Below are 17,547 nucleotides of genomic sequence, written 5' to 3' on the forward strand. Positions count from 1 at the left end.
ATTTTATTGTGCTCTAAAAAGCTCACTGGTAGCAGACATAGCAACAATCGATATAAAAGAATATTAAATAAAATTCTCTAGAATGATTATCAAGATTTTTAGAGAAACAACACTCTGTTTTAACGAAGACAACAAGGAAATCCAATCATGTCAACTAAAAGTACTTATTACGCACCTACAGGCGGCTTGCCTCCTCAAACACAATTACTATCCGATCGTGCTATCTTCACCGAAGCTTATGCGATTATTCCTAAACGTGTACTAACCGACATTGTAATTAGCTATCTGCCTTTTTGGACAGGTATGCGCATGTGGGTGCTTGCACGTCCACTTTCAGGCTTCTCTGAGACCTTTTCACAGTATATCGTCGAAGTTGAACCTAATGGCGGCTCAGAAAAACCTGAGCTAGATGCAAATGCCGAAGGTGTTGTATTCATCGTTGAAGGTGAAATGGATATGACGATCGAAGGTGAGACGCATCATCTCGAATCGGGTGGTTATGCATTCTTACCGCCTGGCTGTAAATGGTCATTGAAAAACAATAGCGACAAGCATGTTAAATTTCATTGGATACGTAAAGCTTATCAACACTGTGAAGGTATTGATGTGCCTGAAGCATTTGTAACCAGCGATCATGATGTTGAAGCGATTGAGATGCCAAACACAGGCGGCGTATGGACAACCACTAGATTCACAGAGCAGTCTGATATGCGTCACGACATGCATGTAAATATTGTGACTTTCCAGCCAGGTGGCGTGATTCCATTTGATGAAACTCATGTTATGGAACATGGTTTGTATGTACTAGAAGGTAAAGCCGTCTATCACTTAAACGGTGAATGGGTAGAAGTTGAAGCAGGCGACTTTATGTGGCTACGCGCATTTTGCCCACAATCTTGTTACGCCGGCGGACCTGGTCCATTCAGATACTTACTATATAAAGACGTGAATCGTCATATGCCGTTTATTCGTCCAGTAAAATAAGCAATCTAGAATAATGACCAGAACAATAATAAATAGTATAGAAGCATAATCGTTAATTCGAACACGTCATTTATTGTTTTTAGAACACCACCAAAATTTTTAATAGTAAAGCCAGCTAATTGAGATTAGCTGGCTTTTTATTTTTATGTCAAATTGAATATTTTTAAATAGAGCGTTAATAATGCAATGCTAAAAAACCCATTCACTGTACTTGTTTTTTATGTACTATTGTACTAGAATACTGAAACAAGATAGCTATTTATCTCTTTTTTTTGAAGATTAAATATTATGAGTACTGACCCTTATCACAGTTTATTAAACCATTTAGCCAGTTGCAGTGACAGCACCGATATCGAAATGCTGCTCAATGCACTGCTAACAGATAAAGAGCAATTTGAGATTGCCAACCGTATTCGTATTTTTGACTTATTAGAGCGCGGCGTTACCCAACGTGAAATATCTGAACAGTTAGGCGTCGGTATTGCAACGGTCTCTCGCGGTGCTAAAGCGATGCAAATTCACGATGTTAGTGCTTTATTAGCGACGCATCGAGAAGTTAATGGCTAATTAATAAATAGCATGTTGGTAAAAAATTGAATTTAAAAGAGGGAGTGTGGGCAAATGAAAGCTTATGTAAGAACAAACGCACAATCTATGGAGGTAGAATTACAAAATATTGCGGTGCCTGAAGTTGCTGAGCAAGAAGTACTCGTTGAGATGAGTGCCTTTGGTGTCGGCATTCATGACCGCTACTTCATACCAAGCGATGCTAACTTTCCTTATACGATTGGTTTAGAAGGGTCAGGTGTCATCAAAAAAATCGGAAATGGTGTCAAGGATTTTGTCATTGGCGACCGAGTTATCTTGAACAGCAGCAGTCTTCCTAAAGGAGGCTGCTGGGCTGAATATACCGTCGTACCAAGCGATATGCTCATACTCCTACCTGAATCGATGGACTTTAATGAAGGAGCTACCATCTCTGTCGCAGGAAAAACAGCGATGGAATGCATGGGCGCACTTAATTTGAACGAAGGAGATACCCTATTTATTGCTGGCGCTTCAGGAGCAATCGGCAGCTTGGTCATTCAGCTTGCTACCGATAAAGGGGTACGCGTTATCGCTTCTGCGTCCAAAAACAATCATGCTTATATGCATGCGCTTGGAGCCGACATAACGGTTGATTATAAAGATGCTGATTGGAAAGAATCTTTATTAACAATCTTGCCAAACGGTGTCGATATCGCGCTTGCCATTCAACCTAATACCGCGAAGGATAGTATGGACGTTGTAAAAAACAGCGGCACGGTTATTACGGTTTCTGGCGATTCAATAGCTGCAGAACGCGGCATTACAGTATCTCAATTTGAACACCTCCTCAGATGGCAAGAAGCCCTTAATGGTTTAATTGGTAATATTACTGCTGGAAAAGTAAAAATTATTATCGAAAAAGTTTATCGTTTTGATCAAGCACTTGAGGCACTTGCAAAAATAGAAACCAGACATGCACGTGGCAAAATCGTTGTGAGTATCTAACATTTATTAGATACAAGCGCAGGCAGCGTATGACGTCTTTTTTCGCCTTATTCTTATTTTTATCTTATTAATAATTGCTTAATTTTGGACTTAGTTATGATTTCTCCTACGCCCCAGCATGATCAACCTGCTGCTATTGATATTCCTAGTAAGCCGCAGCGGATAAAGCTGACGCAAGATATTGATTTCTTCGCATTATTTAAACGTATTGAGCATACTTTTGACACTTGCTATTTGCTCGAATCCTTGGGCGAAGATAGCCATATGTCACGCCATCATGCCATTGGTTTTGATCCGGTTATGAGCATTGCTGCCATTGACCGCACTACCCTTGTTATCACCGATAATAAAACGGCTGAAACTAAACACTATCAGACCGAAAACCCTTACGAGCTGCTCCGCGCCATTACCCCGCAGCACGTCATCGCCCGCGACCAAAGCGGCGGTTTGGTTGGCTACTTGGGCTATGACAGTGTGAATTTCTTTGAGCCAAGTGTCAATGCTAAGCCTAGCGATGATTTTGAACCGTTTAAATTTGGTGTATATCTAGACGGCTTAACGCTCGATAAGATGACCGGTGAAATTTTCTATTTTTATTACCCTACTGCACAGCAAGAAAACCGCATCGAGCAAATAAAAGCCTTGCTTGATACATCAATTCCAAGCTACCAGCCGCCCACAGTTGAGTTTTTGGGTGATGGTATGAGTCAAGATGAACATGCCAAAGTAGTGATGCAAGTGAAAGAAGACATCATTTCTGGGCGTATCTTTCAGTGTGAAGTCGGCTTTAAATCCAAGTATCGCATTGCGGGCGATAAGATGCCGATTTATGAAAAGCTGCGTGCGGTCAATCCATCACCGCACATGTACTTTATGAAATTTGCTCAGCAGTGCATCATAGGTGCCTCGCCTGAATTGCTGTTTCGCTTGCGTCAAGGCGAAATGGAGACTTATCCACTTGCTGGTACGGCAAAGCGCGGCATCGATGTCGCCGAAGACCGTCAGCTTGCTAGAGCACTACTGAATGATGCCAAAGAGATTGCTGAGCACAATATGCTAGTCGATTTACACCGCAATGATATTGGGCGCGTCGCACGATTTGGTACGGTAAAAGTGCGCAATTTGATGGATATAAAACGTTTCTCACACGTGCAGCATATCTCCTCTGAAATCGTCGGTATTTTGCATCCTGATGAGGATATGTTTAGCGCCCTTGCCAGTAATTTCCCTGCTGGTACGTTGTCAGGCGCGCCAAAAGTTGAAGCGATTAAAGTGATTAATGAGTTAGAGCCAGATGGTCGCGGTGCTTATGGCGGCGCGCTTGGGTCGTTTAACTTTAACGGTGATTGTATCTTTGCCATCCCTATTCGCAGCTTATTCATCAACGGCGAATCAGCCTACGCCCAAACCTGCGGTGGCAATGTCTATGACTCTAATCCCGCGGATGAATATTTAGAAATCCAGCGTAAGCTTTCTGCCATGAAAGTGGTATTAGACAGCTTTATGCAGCCATAATTAAATATACTTTATCAAAGAGTTTATGCCCCATGAATGTTTTAATTATCGATAACTACGACTCGTTTACCTTTAATCTTTATCAATATATTGGCGAGATTTTGCAAACGATGGACGGTGCTAAAGAAGCAAACGTCATCGTTAAACGCAATAATGAGATTACCTTCTCAGATGTGCAGGCGATGAATCTTGACCGAATCATTATCTCTCCTGGTCCTGGTGCTCCTGATGATCCAGCTTACTTCGGTATTTGTGCTGAAGTCATTAAAGTGATGGGCAAGACGACGCCGCTATTGGGTGTCTGCTTAGGCATGCAAGGTATCGCGCATGTATTTGGCGGTGACGTGATACGTGCCAGTGTACCGATGCATGGCAAGGTGTCAGCGATTCGCCATGATGGCGCAGGCGTTTATCAAGGCTTACCACAAGAAATAGAAATTATGCGCTATCACTCATTGATGGTAAAAGCAGATACGCTGCCAAATTGCCTAACTGTCACGTCAGTCGTTAGCAATGATGACAATGCGCAGTTAAGCTTAACTGAATCAGCATTAGCAGGCGATGAAATTATGGGCGTACAGCACAAAGATTATCCAATTCAAGGGGTACAGTTTCATCCTGAATCGTTTGCGACCGAAGGTGCTAAACGTTTGCTAACGAACTTTTTACTACAAGTGTAAATCTAATATGTTTATCTTCAACCTAAATAAATCTAGCTTACCGACATATCAATGGCTGTGGCATGCGAGTTTATTTACTAGCCTAATGCTAATCGCTTCTGTTAGCTCAGCCGTGACGCCTGTAAAAGCACACTTTATATTAGGGATGGACGTACAAGGTCAACGCTTAAACCTTTACCATGGTTGTGTTGAAGGCCATGTCACTTGTGATGATATGCTATTGGTTGCGCCAGATTTAGGACGCTTATTACAAACAGAACAGCTTGGAAAAAGACAAAATAAGTTGCCATATACTGTCAAGCTATATTCTGCTAAAACCAAGCATAGCTTGTGCAACGATGGCGTGACGCCTTGTGGCTTTCAGGGTTATCGCTTCAAGGGTGAGGATTTTAACGGCTTTATAGATCAAGGAAATAAAGAGCTATATATAGCGAGTAATTGGACGACAGACAGCGCTACCTTCTGCTATAAAGAAAACTCAACTTACTTGCCTTTGGTTTCGCAAGCTAGGCTTATTGATTCTTTATATAAAACTTCTGACAAAGAGCTGAACCGTAACTATCTACTGACTCGACGCGACATAATAAAATTTTATGGACAAAATTCAGCGAATGATTTTAAAGAAAATCAACGTAAATGGGTTATTGAGCGCTCACAGGATTGCGGTGCAGACTCTCAGCATCTACCAAGAACCCAAGCTGAAAAAGTATGTTTTATTCAAAAGAATGCTGCACAAATGGAAGAATATTTTTTTTGGATTGATTAAGTCGTGTCCTAATTTTGATAATAGACCTCTTGCATGAGACCGATGCCTTAGCGAGATTTATAACGCAGTATTAGGCAACTTTAACAGCAGCAATATCTATTTATAAATCATCAAACACGTCCTAATATAAGTGGTTCCATTATAGCGGTGTATTTTGAGTGGTCTATTAATAGGTTTGAAGGGCTCTTTAGGTGGTTCCACTGAGGTATGGATTGAAAGCTAACTGATTCAGATATATTGAGGTCTAATATGAAAAATATCATTTATCCCATTTTGTTATTATCTACAGTGGGCTTGACTATGATTTGCGCCAATGCGACGGATACTATTGCCTCAGCACGCATTACTGTTTTAGATAGAAGTTTACAATCACAACTTCAGACACAGTTAAAACGTATTGATTATAATAATTTCTACTCTAATTTAGAAGACTTTAGCGCACCTTACACGCTTAAAAATGGTTCAAAATTCTATGAAGCTAGAAGAGATAACTTAAATTCAGCGTCAGCGATTGTGATAGATCCACAGGGTTATTTTTATGTAGCTTACAAAATGCCTAACTCTAACAATATTACATATATTACTAATGATGGAAGCTGTAATAAAGAAGCTCATGACGCTATAAAAGTGTTCGCCAATACGTTTGGAGAAAATAATAAGATAATATTTTCAAACCCTACTAAAGTCAATAATATGTCCCATGATTGTAAGGGAGTTTATGGCAATCTTCTTTTAAAAAATCGTAGCTTCGAGCGAGCATACCTTGAAGACCAATAGCACTACGTGGCACTGGTTACGTCTGTCAGTTCGGTTCCTTACGTATGTAAAGTTCACACAAAAAACTAGGTAGATAGAATGCTTATATGGATTACGCTTTATATTCTTCTTTGTTTGTTCTTTAGGTGGCTTATATTCTCTAATTCTAGTATGGCAGAGAGACTTGGCTCTTGGGGTTGGACTCCAGACCAAAACAAACTCTACTTTTCAATTATGTGGTTATTCTCAACCTTTGTATTTCTGTTTGGGATATTCAACAGTAATTTTCGTAATTCCTTTATATTAGAGTATTTATTTTAAAAGCAATCACAATATTTGATCTAATAACGACTGCCGAATGTTGTTAACTATGTTGTAGATTATCAGTAGTACCAATGCTGACAGTTCTATGCCTTGATAGCGCACCGATCACGAATAAAATATGTATGGTAAGTACACTGTGCTGGTTAAGCTAAAATAGCGATAGCTTTAGACAAATATGTTTAACAGATATTAGAGCATATTGAACACAGACTCATTTCGAACGTAAACGATCAAGACTTATGTAAGAGGTCTAATGCTGATAAAATTGAGGAATGAGCCAAAAAAATCATCAGTCGATCGGCTGATGATTTTTTTTACGATTAAATACGTTCCAACTGAATAAGCAGCTTACAGCTGAATTCGCTGCAAAAATGCTTGTGTACGCGGATGCGTCGATAACTCAAACATCTGCTCAGCGCTACCCTCTTCTACTACTTGACCATCTTCAATTAATACCACATGGTCAGCGACATCTCGCGCAAATTTAATCTCATGAGTCACGACCACCATCGTCCAGCCTTCCGATGCCAGCTGCTTCATGGTCTCTAACACATCTTGTACCAGTTCTGGATCAAGCGCTGACGTCGGCTCATCGAATAACAATAATGACGGCTCAATAGCCAGTGCACGAGCAATACCAATACGCTGCTGTTGACCACCAGACAATTGAAATGGGTATAAGTCCGCCTTATCTGAAAGGCCAACTTTATCGAGTAACGCCAATGCTTGCGTACGTGCTGCTGCCTTGCTAGTACCTTGGACAACGACAGGCCCAAGCATTAAGTTCTCGAGTGCAGTCTTGTGCGGAAACAAATTATAAGACTGGAATACCATCCCTGACTTACGCTGCAAGGCTAGTAAAGTTTTTTTATTAGGTTTGGCCGCAAAGTCTACTGTCAAGCTCCCATCATCAAAAGCAATAATACCTTGATCGGGAATCTCAAGCGCATTAATACAACGTAAGAATGTCGTTTTACCCGAACCTGATGGCCCTAATATCACCACCACCTGACCTTTATGAATGGTCAAATCAATGCCTTTAAGCACTTGATTGCTACCAAAGGCTTTATGAATATTAGTGACTTGAATCATGAAAGTTCCTATTACGCGTATCTTGATTATGGTGCTTTTATTAGTAGCAATACGGTGTGGCTGGTAAATGATTTATTTGGCAACATAGCGATCAAGTCGCGTTTCAAGCCTACCTTGGATAAAGGTCAAAAACAGACAAATACCCCAATAGATAACAGCTGCTTCGATATAGACCAACATAAACTCATAGTTACGTGCCGTGATAATCTGCGCTTGTTTAAACAGCTCAGTCACCAACACAAGCGATGCTAATGAGGTATCTTTTACCAAACTAATAAAGGTGTTAGATAGCGGCGGTACGGACACACGCAACGCCTGCGGCAAAATAACATGGCGAAAGGTCTGCAGATACGTTAAACCAACGGTAGCACCGGCTTCCCACTGTCCTTTTGCAATAGACAAGATAGAAGCGCGCACCGTCTCCGACGCATAAGCACCAATATTTAGCGAAAAAGCAATAATCGCTGAGGGAAAAGGATCAAGTTTGACCCCAACGCTCGGTAAACCATAAAAGATAATAAACAGCTGTACCAGCATCGGCGTACCGCGAATAGCAGACACATAGATGCGAGCAAGCCGGTAAATAATCTCATGAATCCAGCCAGCACGTGGCACGATACGAATCAGCGCCACCGTCAGTGCAATAGCCATACCAATCGCAAACGAGATCAATGCTAGCGGTATCGAATAATAGATACCGCCTTTGAGCATCGGCCAAAAGGACGAGATAACAATCTGCGCCCGCTCAGGACTCATAAACGGCAATAATGCCAATAAATCTGCTAACACTGACGTTATAGAAGCCAGCATTATTTTTGTTGACTTATATCAGCACCAAAAAACTCTTGGCTCAGTTTGGTGAGCGTACCATCAGCTGCCAATGCTGCCATAGCTTCGTCTAATTTTGCTAACACCGCATCATCACCTTTTATCAACACTATTCCTGAACCAGTTTGCTCACTGACAGGAGCAGTCAGTTTAATTTCAAGCGCCGCATCTGGGAATTTCTTTAGATAATCCAATATCGCAAGATTGTCATTCATCGTAAAGTCAGCGCGGTCTTGTTTAACCAGCTGAATAGCTTGCGCCATACCATCAACAGGGACGATTTCAGCTTGATAACGCTCTGCGAGCTCGCCATAATTACTGGTTAGTGATTGGGCGCTGCGTAGACCTTTTAACGCTTCCCACGAGCTATAACGGTTATCATCCTTTGGCGCCAAAACGACTGCGCCTGACCAGCTATAAGCTGTGGCTTTATCATATTTTGCTAAACGCTCAGGCGTGGTCAAGCTAACTTGATTCGCAACCATATCAAAACGTTTTGAATCGAGACCAGCTAGCATCGCATCCCACTGGGTTTCTTTAAAGTCTACTTTAACGCCCAGTTTGTCAGCAACGGCACGCGTCACTTCAACATCATAGCCGGTCAATTTACCGCTTTCGTCATGATAAGTGAACGGAGGATACGTACCTTCAGTACCGACATTAATAGTGCCACCATTATTGATACGCTGTAGCAAATCAGAACCACTGCTTGCAGCGGTGTCGGTTGCCTTGGTTTCAGTATCATTAGTATTAGACTGTCCACAAGCGGCAAGTAATACGGTGCTTGCGGCAAGGGCTAAAAGCGTGCGACGTTTCATAAGACGTCCTTATAAGAGTGAGTAAATGAAAGTGACTGAATCAAGTAAAGCAAAATATGTTGTGCTAATTATGTTGTACCAATAAAACTTACTAAAAAATATGCAGATATCATAATAAATATCTGCTTTAAACTATTTGGCTGTGACTGCTCAATTTGAGGATACGCAGTATATTTTTCAATACTGGTTTTATTTTATTCTTAAATTTTAGAGGCATTGTATGGCATTTTATGACAAATACTTATTTTAAAGCTGCCGATTAAACACCTGCTCATTCATATACTAACGCAGTTGAGTAAGAATAAACGTACAAAAACAGTGAGCATGCGTAAGAATATTATAGCTCACCTGAAAATTGGTAACGCTCACCTGCATGCCACATCCTGACAAAGGTTAGTACTTTACCCGATGAATAAGTCTGCCGGCTGAGCACTAACGTTGGTGACTGCACCTCAATCTGTAGGGCATTAGCAACCTCATCCGGTGCTGCTAATGCTCGGATGGTATAGCTACCGCGCTCAAGCGGAATCTTGGCAATCAAATAATCACTGGTATTAACAACACTAAAATCCTGTTCGATAAACTTCGGAAGCTTTATGGCATCTACCCAACGCTCTTCAAACTGTATCGGTTGGCCATCGGCAAAGTGAATAATCTTTACCTCATATAACACAGGCTTGTCATCATCATTTGATTCGTTTTTAAGCGCTTGCTTCATAGTCAACACTTTCGGTGTATCAATATCAAACTTACGGCGTAAATACTCGTCAAGCATGGCAGCGGTAATACTGCGCTTACTCACCACTTGCGCTTTATAATCACGATTGGCCGACTTTAAATCTTGCGCGATATTACGTACTTCAACGAAGGTATGATTAAACTGCTGCTGCGCGACGAAAGTCCCTGACCCTTGCCGGCGCTCCAATACCCGCTCTTCACTTAATTCCTTTAAAGCACGGTTGACTGTCATACGAGAGACGCCAAACTCTTCTGCCAATGCCATTTCTGTAGAAATCGCATTGCCCGCCTGCCACTTACCTGAATGAATATTGTCTAATATCGCATTTTTAATCCGCTGATATGCCGGTATCGTCTTTGTCATATCTGTTGTTAGCCGTCAGTTCTGCCAATGAAAGTAGCGCCATAATATCACGACAATTGCCATAACTATCATTAGCGCACCCTATCTCGCTCTGCAATCCCATAAATAATCGAACTATTTATAAAAAAGTTCTTGCTTGAAAAAACTATCTTTGATAATTTGTATATACAAATTATCAAAGATAGTAACATGTTCGTAGTGTTATTAAGAAAGCGTTATTCATTACTCTTTATTAATTGCCTTTTCGGTATGAACAAACGATCTCAAGGAATGACGATGACCATTAATGGAATAAATCAAAATAACGAATTCACGCGCCATGACGAGAGTCGCAATATCGCTGCGCCGACTGGCAGCACGCTACATTGCAAAAGTTGGCTGACCGAAGCGCCTTATCGTATGCTCCAAAACAACCTACATCCTGATGTCGCTGAAAACCCAAAAAGCTTGGTGGTCTACGGCGGAATTGGCCGTGCGGCGCGGAATTGGGAAAGCTACGATCAAATCCTAGCGTCATTGAAAGAATTAGAAGATGATGAGACGTTATTAGTGCAATCTGGCAAACCGGTTGGTGTCTTTCAAACTCATGAAAATGCGCCGCGCGTATTAATTGCCAACTCTAACCTGGTGCCGCGCTGGGCGACGTGGGAGCATTTCAACGAGCTTGATCGTAAAGATCTATTTATGTATGGGCAGATGACAGCAGGTAGCTGGATTTATATTGGTACCCAGGGCATCGTCCAAGGTACTTATGAGACATTTGTTGAAGCCGGTCGTCAGCATTATGACGGCAGTTGGGCTGGACGTTGGATATTGACCGCTGGTCTTGGCGGTATGGGTGGCGCGCAGCCATTGGCCGCAACCTTTGCCGGAGCGACTTCTCTAAATATCGAATGCCAACAGTCTAGTATCGATTTTCGCTTGCGTACCGGTTATGTCGACAAGCAAGCCGACAACCTTGACCATGCTTACGAGCTTATCAAGCAGCATACGGACGCTGGTGAAGCAGTGTCTATTGCCCTACTTGGCAATGCTGCAGATATCTTGCCTGAGATGGTCAAACGCGCCAATGCAGGCAGCATGAAGCCTGATTTGGTCACTGACCAAACCTCAGCGCATGATTTAATTAATGGTTATCTACCAAGTGGCTGGACCGTTGAAGAATGGAAAGCGGCCCAAGAAAATCCAGACCAACATGCAGCGCTAACCAAAGCCGCTGCTCAGTCTTGTGCCGTACACGTACAGGCGATGCTAGATCTACAAGAGATGGACATCCCAACGACTGATTATGGTAATAATATTCGTCAGGTGGCTTTTGATGAGGGGGTGAAAGATGCCTTTAATTTTCCAGGTTTTGTGCCCGCTTATATTCGTCCGCTATTTTGCCAAGGTAAAGGCCCGTTTCGCTGGGTTGCGCTATCAGGTGACCCTGAAGATATCTATAAAACCGATCAAAAAATCAAAGAGCTATTTCCCGAAAACACCCATATTCATCGCTGGCTCGATATGGCTAAAGAGCATATTCAGTTTCAAGGATTACCCGCGCGTATTTGCTGGCTAGGTTTGGGTGAACGTGATAAAGCAGGACTTGCCTTTAATGAGATGGTCAAAAACGGCGAGCTAAAAGGTCCTATCGTTATCGGTCGTGACCATTTAGATACCGGTTCTGTTGCCAGCCCAAACCGCGAAACTGAAAGTATGAAAGATGGCTCAGATGCGGTATCAGATTGGGCGCTATTGAACGGTATGCTCAACGTTGCAGGCGGCGCAACTTGGGTGTCATTACATCATGGCGGCGGTGTTGGTATGGGTTACTCGCAACATTCTGGCATGGTCATCGTGGCAGACGGTACTGATGCGGCAGCCAAACGCTTAGCACGCGTACTGGTCAATGATTGTGGTTCAGGCGTCATGCGCCATGCCGATGCAGGTTATGAGCTAGCGATTAAAACTGCTAAAGATTATGGTCTGAATTTACCGATGATTCAGTAGCTCGAACTACTTTTCATTTATAAAAATAAATAACTAATATAAATAGGGACATTGCTATGACCGATATTAAGCACCTAACATTAAACCCACGCCAATTAAGCCTTGAGATGCTGCGTGGTATTTATGATCAGCCAGTCTCATTAACCTTACCTGATAGCGCATATAAGGCAATCGATGCCTCACATGAAGATGTACGTACGATTATTGCTCGCGATAAAAGCGCTTATGGTATAAATACCGGTTTTGGCCTATTAGCAAAGACGCGAATCAGCGATGACCAGCTTGAATTGCTACAGCGCAATCTTATCGTATCGCATTCTGTTGGTACTGGTGAACCCTTACCAGCCGGCGTGGTTCGACTGATTATGGTTATGAAGGTTGCCAGCCTAGCACAAGGTGTCTCTGGCGTGCGCCGCGTCGTGGTCGATGGTTTATTGGCATTGATTAATAATCAAATTACCCCGCTTATTCCAGTTAAAGGCTCCGTCGGTGCATCTGGCGATTTAGCGCCTCTATCGCATATGACGCTAGCGTTAATGGGCGAAGGGGATGTCTATGTCGATGGTAAATGTATGCCAGCTGCTGACGCTTTAGAACAGCTTGGTCTTGAGCCAATCATCCTCGCCGCTAAAGAAGGGCTAGCATTAATTAACGGCACGCAGGTCTCAACTGCCCTTGCACTACGAGGCTATTTCTTAGCGCGTGACTTATTAGAGTCAGCCACTATCGTCGGCTCACTGTCTATCGATGCGGCAAAAGGCTCGGATGCGCCATTCGATGCTCGTATCCATGAAGTTCGCGGGCATCATGGACAAATTGAAATCGCCAAAGCCCATCGCCAACTGATTAAAGGTAGTGACATTCGCGCCTCTCATAATGGCGAACAAGATGACAGAGTCCAAGACCCTTACTGCTTACGTTGCCAGCCGCAGGTTATGGGTGCTTGCCTTGATATTATTAACCAAGCAGGAAAGACGCTATTGATTGAATCAAATGCCGTCACGGATAACCCACTTATCTTTAACAATGAAGATGGGCCTGTCGCTATCTCTGGCGGTAACTTTCACGCTGAGCCAGTAGCTTTTGCTGCCGATATTTTAGCTCTAGCCATTGCTGAGATTGGTTCTATGTCTGAGCGCCGTATCGCTTTGCTGATCGATGCTACTTTGTCCGGTGGCTTACCGCCATTCTTGGTTGACAATGCTGGCTTGAACTCCGGCTTTATGATTGCTCATGTCACTGCAGCGGCACTAGCATCAGAGAACAAGTCCATTGCACATCCAGGTAGTGTTGACAGCATTCCAACTTCTGCCAATCAAGAAGACCATGTATCAATGGCAACTTATTGTGCGCGCCGCTTATATGAAATGGCGCAAAATACGGCGACCATTATCGGGATTGAGCTGTTGGCAGCTGGTCAAGGTATTGATTTTCATCGTGGGCTTGAAACATCAGAGCCATTAATAGCCGCTCATAAGCTTTTACGCGCGCAAGTTACTTTTTATGATAAAGATCGCTACTTGGCTCCTGATATCGAGGCGGCAAAGCAATTAATACTAAGTCGCACTTTAACTAAACATTGGCAGGAAATACGCAGTGACTGGTACCTTTCTAAATAAAGGTTTTTTAAAATAAAAATTCTTTCTAAATAAGTAAATAGCTTGAAATTCATTTTAAAGGAGATCAGCGATGACCATCGCAACCGTTAATCACACTGCTGCTGATATGAGTCAATGGACTGGTCGCGCTGAGCCATTTGAAAGTGCGCGCGCTTGCTATTGGTATCAGCTAGCGCAGCCTTATGAGCAGCAGCATATTGGGCTAGTTGGCTTTAACTGTGATCAGGGTGTTAGACGCAATCAAGGACGCGTTGGGGCAAGAGCAGCACCGCCACTGATTCGCAGTACTTTTGCTAAACTGCCGGTTATCGCTGAGCTCCAAAAACGTTTCGATGGTAAATTGGCGACCTTGCTAGGGGATGCCGGTGATATTCACTGTCAAGATAACGATGATTTTGCCGAGCAACTACTGGAGCAAGCACAGCAGCAGTATGCCGATGTTATTAGTAGCGTCATTCAACAAGGCAGTCTAGCTATTGGCCTTGGCGGTGGTCATGCGATGGCTCATGGTAGTTTTTTAGGGTTATGGCAAGCGCTTCAGCAGGCTGATAATAGTGATATTGGTGAAAAAAATACAGCTGATATACCGACTATCCCCACTATCGGCATCATTAACTTTGACGCGCATCTTGATATTCGTCAATCTGATGTTGCCACTTCCGGCACCCCTTTTCGCCAAATTTCTGAGTATCTAACCGAGTATCAGCAGCCTTTTCACTATTGCTGTATTGGGGTAAGTCGTTTCTCTAATACCGCAGCGCTTTTTGATCGTGCTAACGAACTAGGTGTCCACGTTATTAGTGACGAGGACTGTTACTATCAATCGTGGGCAACGCTTGCTGCTCAGATTGATCGTTTTATTAATCAAGTTGATGTACTTTATTTAACGATTGATATGGACTGTTTCCCATCGAGCGTGGTACCTGGTGTCAGCGCACCTGCTGCCTACGGTATCGAACTGAGCTTCGTTGAGCGCGCTGTCAAAACTATTATGGCATCCGGCAAAGTAAAAATAGCGGATATTGCTGAGATTAATCCGACCTATGATAGCGATCAACGCAGCTGTAAAGTGGCTGCTCGGCTTTTAGCCATAATTATAGAACAGCATTTATTAATTATATAAGCACGGATTTACCCTATCACGGATATATAAATAGCTACTAACTAGCAGGAGTATATTATGACGAATTCTACAGATTCTATTACGAAAACCAACTTGCAAAGACCTATCGATGCCGCAACGATGGCATCGTTTGACAACATTGTTATCAATACCAATTTGGCTACATTTTCAGCCCATTATGGCTTTGATAGCAAGGATAAAGATAATGTCCATTATGGGCAGCTAGTAGATGCAGCTATCGGTATCAAAGATGGCAAGATTGCTTGGATTGGGTCGAACGAACAGATGACGCCATACCTTTCTCATTACCAAATAGCTCAAATTAAAGATGCTATGGGTAGCTGGATAACGCCAGGCTTAATCGATTGTCATACACACTTAGTCTATGCCGGTAACCGCAGCAATGAGTTTGAAGCACGGCTGCATGGTGCTAGTTATCAAGATATTGCAGCGCAAGGCGGTGGTATTGTTGCGACCGTTAGTGCGACTCGCGCAGCCAGTCAGGAAGAAATCTTTGCGCAAAGTGAAAAACGTCTGTTAGCACTGCTCAAAGAAGGTGTAACCAGTATCGAAATCAAGTCCGGCTATGGTTTGGATTTCGATACTGAACGCAAAATGCTTACTGTCGCGCGTCAACTGGGTGACAAATACGACGTCCATGTCAGCACTAGCTATTTAGCTGCCCATGCTTTGCCACCCGAATATAAAGACCGTGCAGACGACTACATTGAGCAAGTCTGCGAGTGGCTACCAATTTTGCATCAAGAAGGCTTGGTAGATGCAGTCGATGGGTTTTGTGAAAATATTGCTTTTAGTGCAGAGCAAATTAGACGCGTCTTTGCAGTTGCCAGCTCATTAGATTTGCCCGTCAAGCTCCATTCTGAGCAGCTGTCTGATATAGGCGGCAGTGCTTTAGTTGCTGAATATCAAGGGCTATCAAGCGATCACTTAGAGCATTTATCAGAAACAGATATTGAGAAAATGGCAGTCAGCAATACCGTTGCGGTACTATTGCCCGGCGCATTTTATACGTTGCGTGATACCAAGTTACCTCCAATAGATGCATTACGTAAGCATCAAGTTGCTATTGCTATTTCGACCGACTGTAATCCAGGCACTTCACCACTAACTTCGCTATTACTGGCAATGAATATGGGCTGTACGCTGTTTTACTTAACGCCAGAAGAAGTACTAGCCGGTGCGACTGTTAACGCAGCAAAAGCATTAGGATTATCACATAAAGGTAAAATAGAAATCGGTTGTGATGCTGATTTAGCACTGTGGGATATCACTCGCCCTGCGGATCTGTGCTATCAAATTGGACTTAATCCTATTACTGGTATTATGCGTCAAGGTCAGTGGCGCAAGACTTTATAGCCTTAATATTATTTCTAAAAATGCTAGATGATTAAAAACAGCAAGAAATCGTTAAATAAAAAAAGCCCCAGCCATGACAGTCATGGTTGAGGCTGTTACATTTATAAGTGCAAGTTTGATTTAGGATTTATGCTACATATTTTTTACGTACAATTTTTGTCATCTCGACCATGTTACGCAGTTGTTGGCGCACTTCTTCCCAGTTACGCGTTTTTAGACCACAGTCTGGGTTAATCCATAAGCGCTCAATTGGAATATATTTTTGTGCCTCATCAATCATGATCTGCATAGCGTCGCTATCAGGGGCGCGCGGGCTATGAATGTCATAGACGCCTGGGCCAATGGCATTTTGATAGCTACCTTTTTTTCAATAATGGCTTGAGCATCGCTTACTTGTTTAAATACTTGGGTAAAATCAGTATTGCTGAAGTCTTCATCGGCTTCTAATTCAGGCACCAAGTAATGATAGTTGGTATCAAACCACTTGGTCATTTGCCAAGCCGCATTGTCTTCATACTGACCGGTATGGTCGCGACCACGGGCAAAATAAAACTGACGATCAAAGGTATCTAATGTTTCGGCACCAGCAAAACGTGGTGGCTGCACACCGAAGGAAACTGCTTGGCTGAGCACTAAATCATAATGAGCAAAGTCGCCAGTGGTGATGATATCAAGACCTGCATCGATTTGATCTTGGATATTGGTGGTAAATACTTCTAACAAAGCGGCTTGAGTTGCTTCTTTATCTTTTTTACCTTTCCAGTAATGCTCTAAGGCAAATTTGGTTTGGCGTTTATCACCAATACGTGGGTAGCCTAGGATATGGCTAGGTACTCTAGATCGTGGGATTGTGGTAGTCATGTGTTACTCCATTAATCGTATTCATTATTTTATAGTTAAGATAAATAATTTTGATGAAGTAATCATAGCTGATTATATTAATGAATAAAAATCAATTTATTTAACTTAAGATGAATTATACTAATGTTGCAATAGTTTTAACAAGCAGCGTTTTTATCTTGCACGGACTATATTGAT

Annotated in this window: 17 protein-coding genes; 11 read left to right on the top strand and 6 right to left on the bottom strand. The window is 42.6% G+C overall.

The features are described from left to right. Positions 1-147: 147 nt before the first annotated feature. The 7 genes from DABAL43B_RS10990 (at position 148) to DABAL43B_RS11020 (ending at position 6,255) form a co-directional block, all read left to right on the top strand. Complete coding sequence (locus DABAL43B_RS10990) at positions 148-984, top strand: bifunctional allantoicase/(S)-ureidoglycine aminohydrolase (protein ID WP_079692402.1); 837 nt, start codon at positions 148-150, stop codon at positions 982-984. A 288-nt stretch (positions 985-1,272) separates the two neighbouring features. Continuing rightward, positions 1,273-1,551 carry a Trp family transcriptional regulator gene (locus DABAL43B_RS10995; protein ID WP_079692403.1) on the top strand — a complete coding sequence of 93 codons (279 nt, stop codon included), beginning with the start codon at positions 1,273-1,275 and terminating at the stop codon, positions 1,549-1,551. Between the two features lie 54 nt (positions 1,552-1,605). Continuing rightward, positions 1,606-2,517: an NADP-dependent oxidoreductase gene (locus DABAL43B_RS11000; protein WP_079692404.1), complete on the top strand. Its 912-nt coding sequence runs from the start codon at positions 1,606-1,608 to the stop codon at positions 2,515-2,517. 96 nt (positions 2,518-2,613) lie between these two features. Continuing rightward, on the top strand, positions 2,614-4,032 hold the full coding sequence (locus tag DABAL43B_RS11005; RefSeq protein WP_079692405.1) for an anthranilate synthase component I family protein: 1,419 nt from the start codon (positions 2,614-2,616) through the stop codon (positions 4,030-4,032). A gap of 32 nt (positions 4,033-4,064) precedes the next feature. Then, entirely contained in the window at positions 4,065-4,712 is a 648-nt protein-coding gene (locus DABAL43B_RS11010; RefSeq protein ID WP_079692406.1) for an anthranilate synthase component II, read from the top strand. 7 nt (positions 4,713-4,719) lie between these two features. Continuing rightward, complete coding sequence (locus tag DABAL43B_RS11015) at positions 4,720-5,478, top strand: lysozyme inhibitor LprI family protein (RefSeq protein WP_079692407.1); 759 nt, start codon at positions 4,720-4,722, stop codon at positions 5,476-5,478. Positions 5,479-5,727: 249 nt separating this feature from the next. Further along, positions 5,728-6,255 (top strand): hypothetical protein, encoded by a 528-nt coding sequence (locus DABAL43B_RS11020; RefSeq protein WP_079692408.1) that lies wholly within the window; start codon positions 5,728-5,730, stop codon positions 6,253-6,255. A gap of 651 nt (positions 6,256-6,906) precedes the next feature. On the opposite strand, the gene DABAL43B_RS11025 is transcribed toward DABAL43B_RS11020, so the two are convergent. The 4 genes from DABAL43B_RS11025 to DABAL43B_RS11040 all read right to left on the bottom strand — a co-directional run bounded on the left by DABAL43B_RS11025 (position 6,907) and on the right by DABAL43B_RS11040 (position 10,398). After that, positions 6,907-7,650, bottom strand: coding sequence for an amino acid ABC transporter ATP-binding protein (locus DABAL43B_RS11025; RefSeq protein WP_079692409.1), 744 nt, complete (start codon positions 7,648-7,650; stop codon positions 6,907-6,909). 72 nt (positions 7,651-7,722) lie between these two features. Beyond that, on the bottom strand, positions 7,723-8,406 hold the full coding sequence (locus DABAL43B_RS11030; RefSeq protein WP_171996391.1) for an amino acid ABC transporter permease: 684 nt from the start codon (positions 8,404-8,406) through the stop codon (positions 7,723-7,725). Between the two features lie 53 nt (positions 8,407-8,459). Next, complete coding sequence (locus DABAL43B_RS11035) at positions 8,460-9,296, bottom strand: amino acid ABC transporter substrate-binding protein (RefSeq protein WP_079692411.1); 837 nt, start codon at positions 9,294-9,296, stop codon at positions 8,460-8,462. Between the two features lie 337 nt (positions 9,297-9,633). Further along, positions 9,634-10,398, bottom strand: coding sequence for a UTRA domain-containing protein (locus DABAL43B_RS11040; protein ID WP_079692412.1), 765 nt, complete (start codon positions 10,396-10,398; stop codon positions 9,634-9,636). 276 nt (positions 10,399-10,674) lie between these two features. Here DABAL43B_RS11040 and hutU point away from each other — a divergent pair, with 276 nt between their 5' ends. The 4 genes from hutU to hutI all read left to right on the top strand — a co-directional run bounded on the left by hutU (position 10,675) and on the right by hutI (position 16,509). Beyond that, positions 10,675-12,390: a urocanate hydratase gene (hutU, locus tag DABAL43B_RS11045; RefSeq protein WP_197684657.1), complete on the top strand. Its 1,716-nt coding sequence runs from the start codon at positions 10,675-10,677 to the stop codon at positions 12,388-12,390. A 56-nt stretch (positions 12,391-12,446) separates the two neighbouring features. Next, positions 12,447-14,009 carry a histidine ammonia-lyase gene (hutH, locus tag DABAL43B_RS11050; protein WP_079692414.1) on the top strand — a complete coding sequence of 521 codons (1,563 nt, stop codon included), beginning with the start codon at positions 12,447-12,449 and terminating at the stop codon, positions 14,007-14,009. A 70-nt stretch (positions 14,010-14,079) separates the two neighbouring features. Next, a complete protein-coding gene (gene hutG / locus DABAL43B_RS11055) occupies positions 14,080-15,132 on the top strand; it encodes a formimidoylglutamase (RefSeq protein ID WP_079692415.1) in 1,053 nt (350 codons plus the stop codon). A 120-nt stretch (positions 15,133-15,252) separates the two neighbouring features. Next, the gene (gene hutI / locus DABAL43B_RS11060; protein ID WP_171996392.1) at positions 15,253-16,509 is read left to right on the top strand and encodes an imidazolonepropionase; all 1,257 of its coding nucleotides are present in this window, start codon (positions 15,253-15,255) and stop codon (positions 16,507-16,509) included. 127 nt (positions 16,510-16,636) lie between these two features. Here the strand turns inward: hutI and DABAL43B_RS11065 are convergent, their stop codons facing one another. Continuing rightward, positions 16,637-16,852: a hypothetical protein gene (locus tag DABAL43B_RS11065; protein WP_079692417.1), complete on the bottom strand. Its 216-nt coding sequence runs from the start codon at positions 16,850-16,852 to the stop codon at positions 16,637-16,639. Further along, entirely contained in the window at positions 16,786-17,370 is a 585-nt protein-coding gene (locus tag DABAL43B_RS11070; protein WP_079692418.1) for a hypothetical protein, read from the bottom strand. The genes DABAL43B_RS11065 and DABAL43B_RS11070 overlap by 67 nt, the downstream gene beginning before the upstream one ends. Positions 17,371-17,547 lie beyond the last annotated feature (177 nt).

It is taken from the genome of Psychrobacter sp. DAB_AL43B (assembly GCF_900168255.1).
In the GTDB taxonomy this organism is placed as follows: Bacteria; Pseudomonadota; Gammaproteobacteria; order Pseudomonadales; family Moraxellaceae; genus Psychrobacter.

Excerpts from the sequence above, each read along its gene's own strand:
- DABAL43B_RS10990 (WP_079692402.1), top strand. The coding sequence starts at position 148 with ATGTCAACTAAAAGTACTTATTACGCACCTACAGGCGGCTTGCCTCCT.
- DABAL43B_RS10995 (WP_079692403.1), top strand. The coding sequence starts at position 1,273 with ATGAGTACTGACCCTTATCACAGTTTATTAAACCATTTAGCCAGTTGC.
- DABAL43B_RS11000 (WP_079692404.1), top strand. The coding sequence starts at position 1,606 with ATGAAAGCTTATGTAAGAACAAACGCACAATCTATGGAGGTAGAATTA.
- DABAL43B_RS11005 (WP_079692405.1), top strand. The coding sequence starts at position 2,614 with ATGATTTCTCCTACGCCCCAGCATGATCAACCTGCTGCTATTGATATT.
- DABAL43B_RS11010 (WP_079692406.1), top strand. The coding sequence starts at position 4,065 with ATGAATGTTTTAATTATCGATAACTACGACTCGTTTACCTTTAATCTT.
- DABAL43B_RS11015 (WP_079692407.1), top strand. The coding sequence starts at position 4,720 with ATGTTTATCTTCAACCTAAATAAATCTAGCTTACCGACATATCAATGG.
- DABAL43B_RS11020 (WP_079692408.1), top strand. The coding sequence starts at position 5,728 with ATGAAAAATATCATTTATCCCATTTTGTTATTATCTACAGTGGGCTTG.
- DABAL43B_RS11025 (WP_079692409.1), bottom strand. The coding sequence starts at position 7,650 with ATGATTCAAGTCACTAATATTCATAAAGCCTTTGGTAGCAATCAAGTG.
- DABAL43B_RS11030 (WP_171996391.1), bottom strand. The coding sequence starts at position 8,406 with ATGAGTCCTGAGCGGGCGCAGATTGTTATCTCGTCCTTTTGGCCGATG.
- DABAL43B_RS11035 (WP_079692411.1), bottom strand. The coding sequence starts at position 9,296 with ATGAAACGTCGCACGCTTTTAGCCCTTGCCGCAAGCACCGTATTACTT.
- DABAL43B_RS11040 (WP_079692412.1), bottom strand. The coding sequence starts at position 10,398 with ATGACAAAGACGATACCGGCATATCAGCGGATTAAAAATGCGATATTA.
- hutU (WP_197684657.1), top strand. The coding sequence starts at position 10,675 with ATGACCATTAATGGAATAAATCAAAATAACGAATTCACGCGCCATGAC.
- hutH (WP_079692414.1), top strand. The coding sequence starts at position 12,447 with ATGACCGATATTAAGCACCTAACATTAAACCCACGCCAATTAAGCCTT.
- hutG (WP_079692415.1), top strand. The coding sequence starts at position 14,080 with ATGACCATCGCAACCGTTAATCACACTGCTGCTGATATGAGTCAATGG.
- hutI (WP_171996392.1), top strand. The coding sequence starts at position 15,253 with ATGGCATCGTTTGACAACATTGTTATCAATACCAATTTGGCTACATTT.
- DABAL43B_RS11070 (WP_079692418.1), bottom strand. The coding sequence starts at position 17,370 with ATGACTACCACAATCCCACGATCTAGAGTACCTAGCCATATCCTAGGC.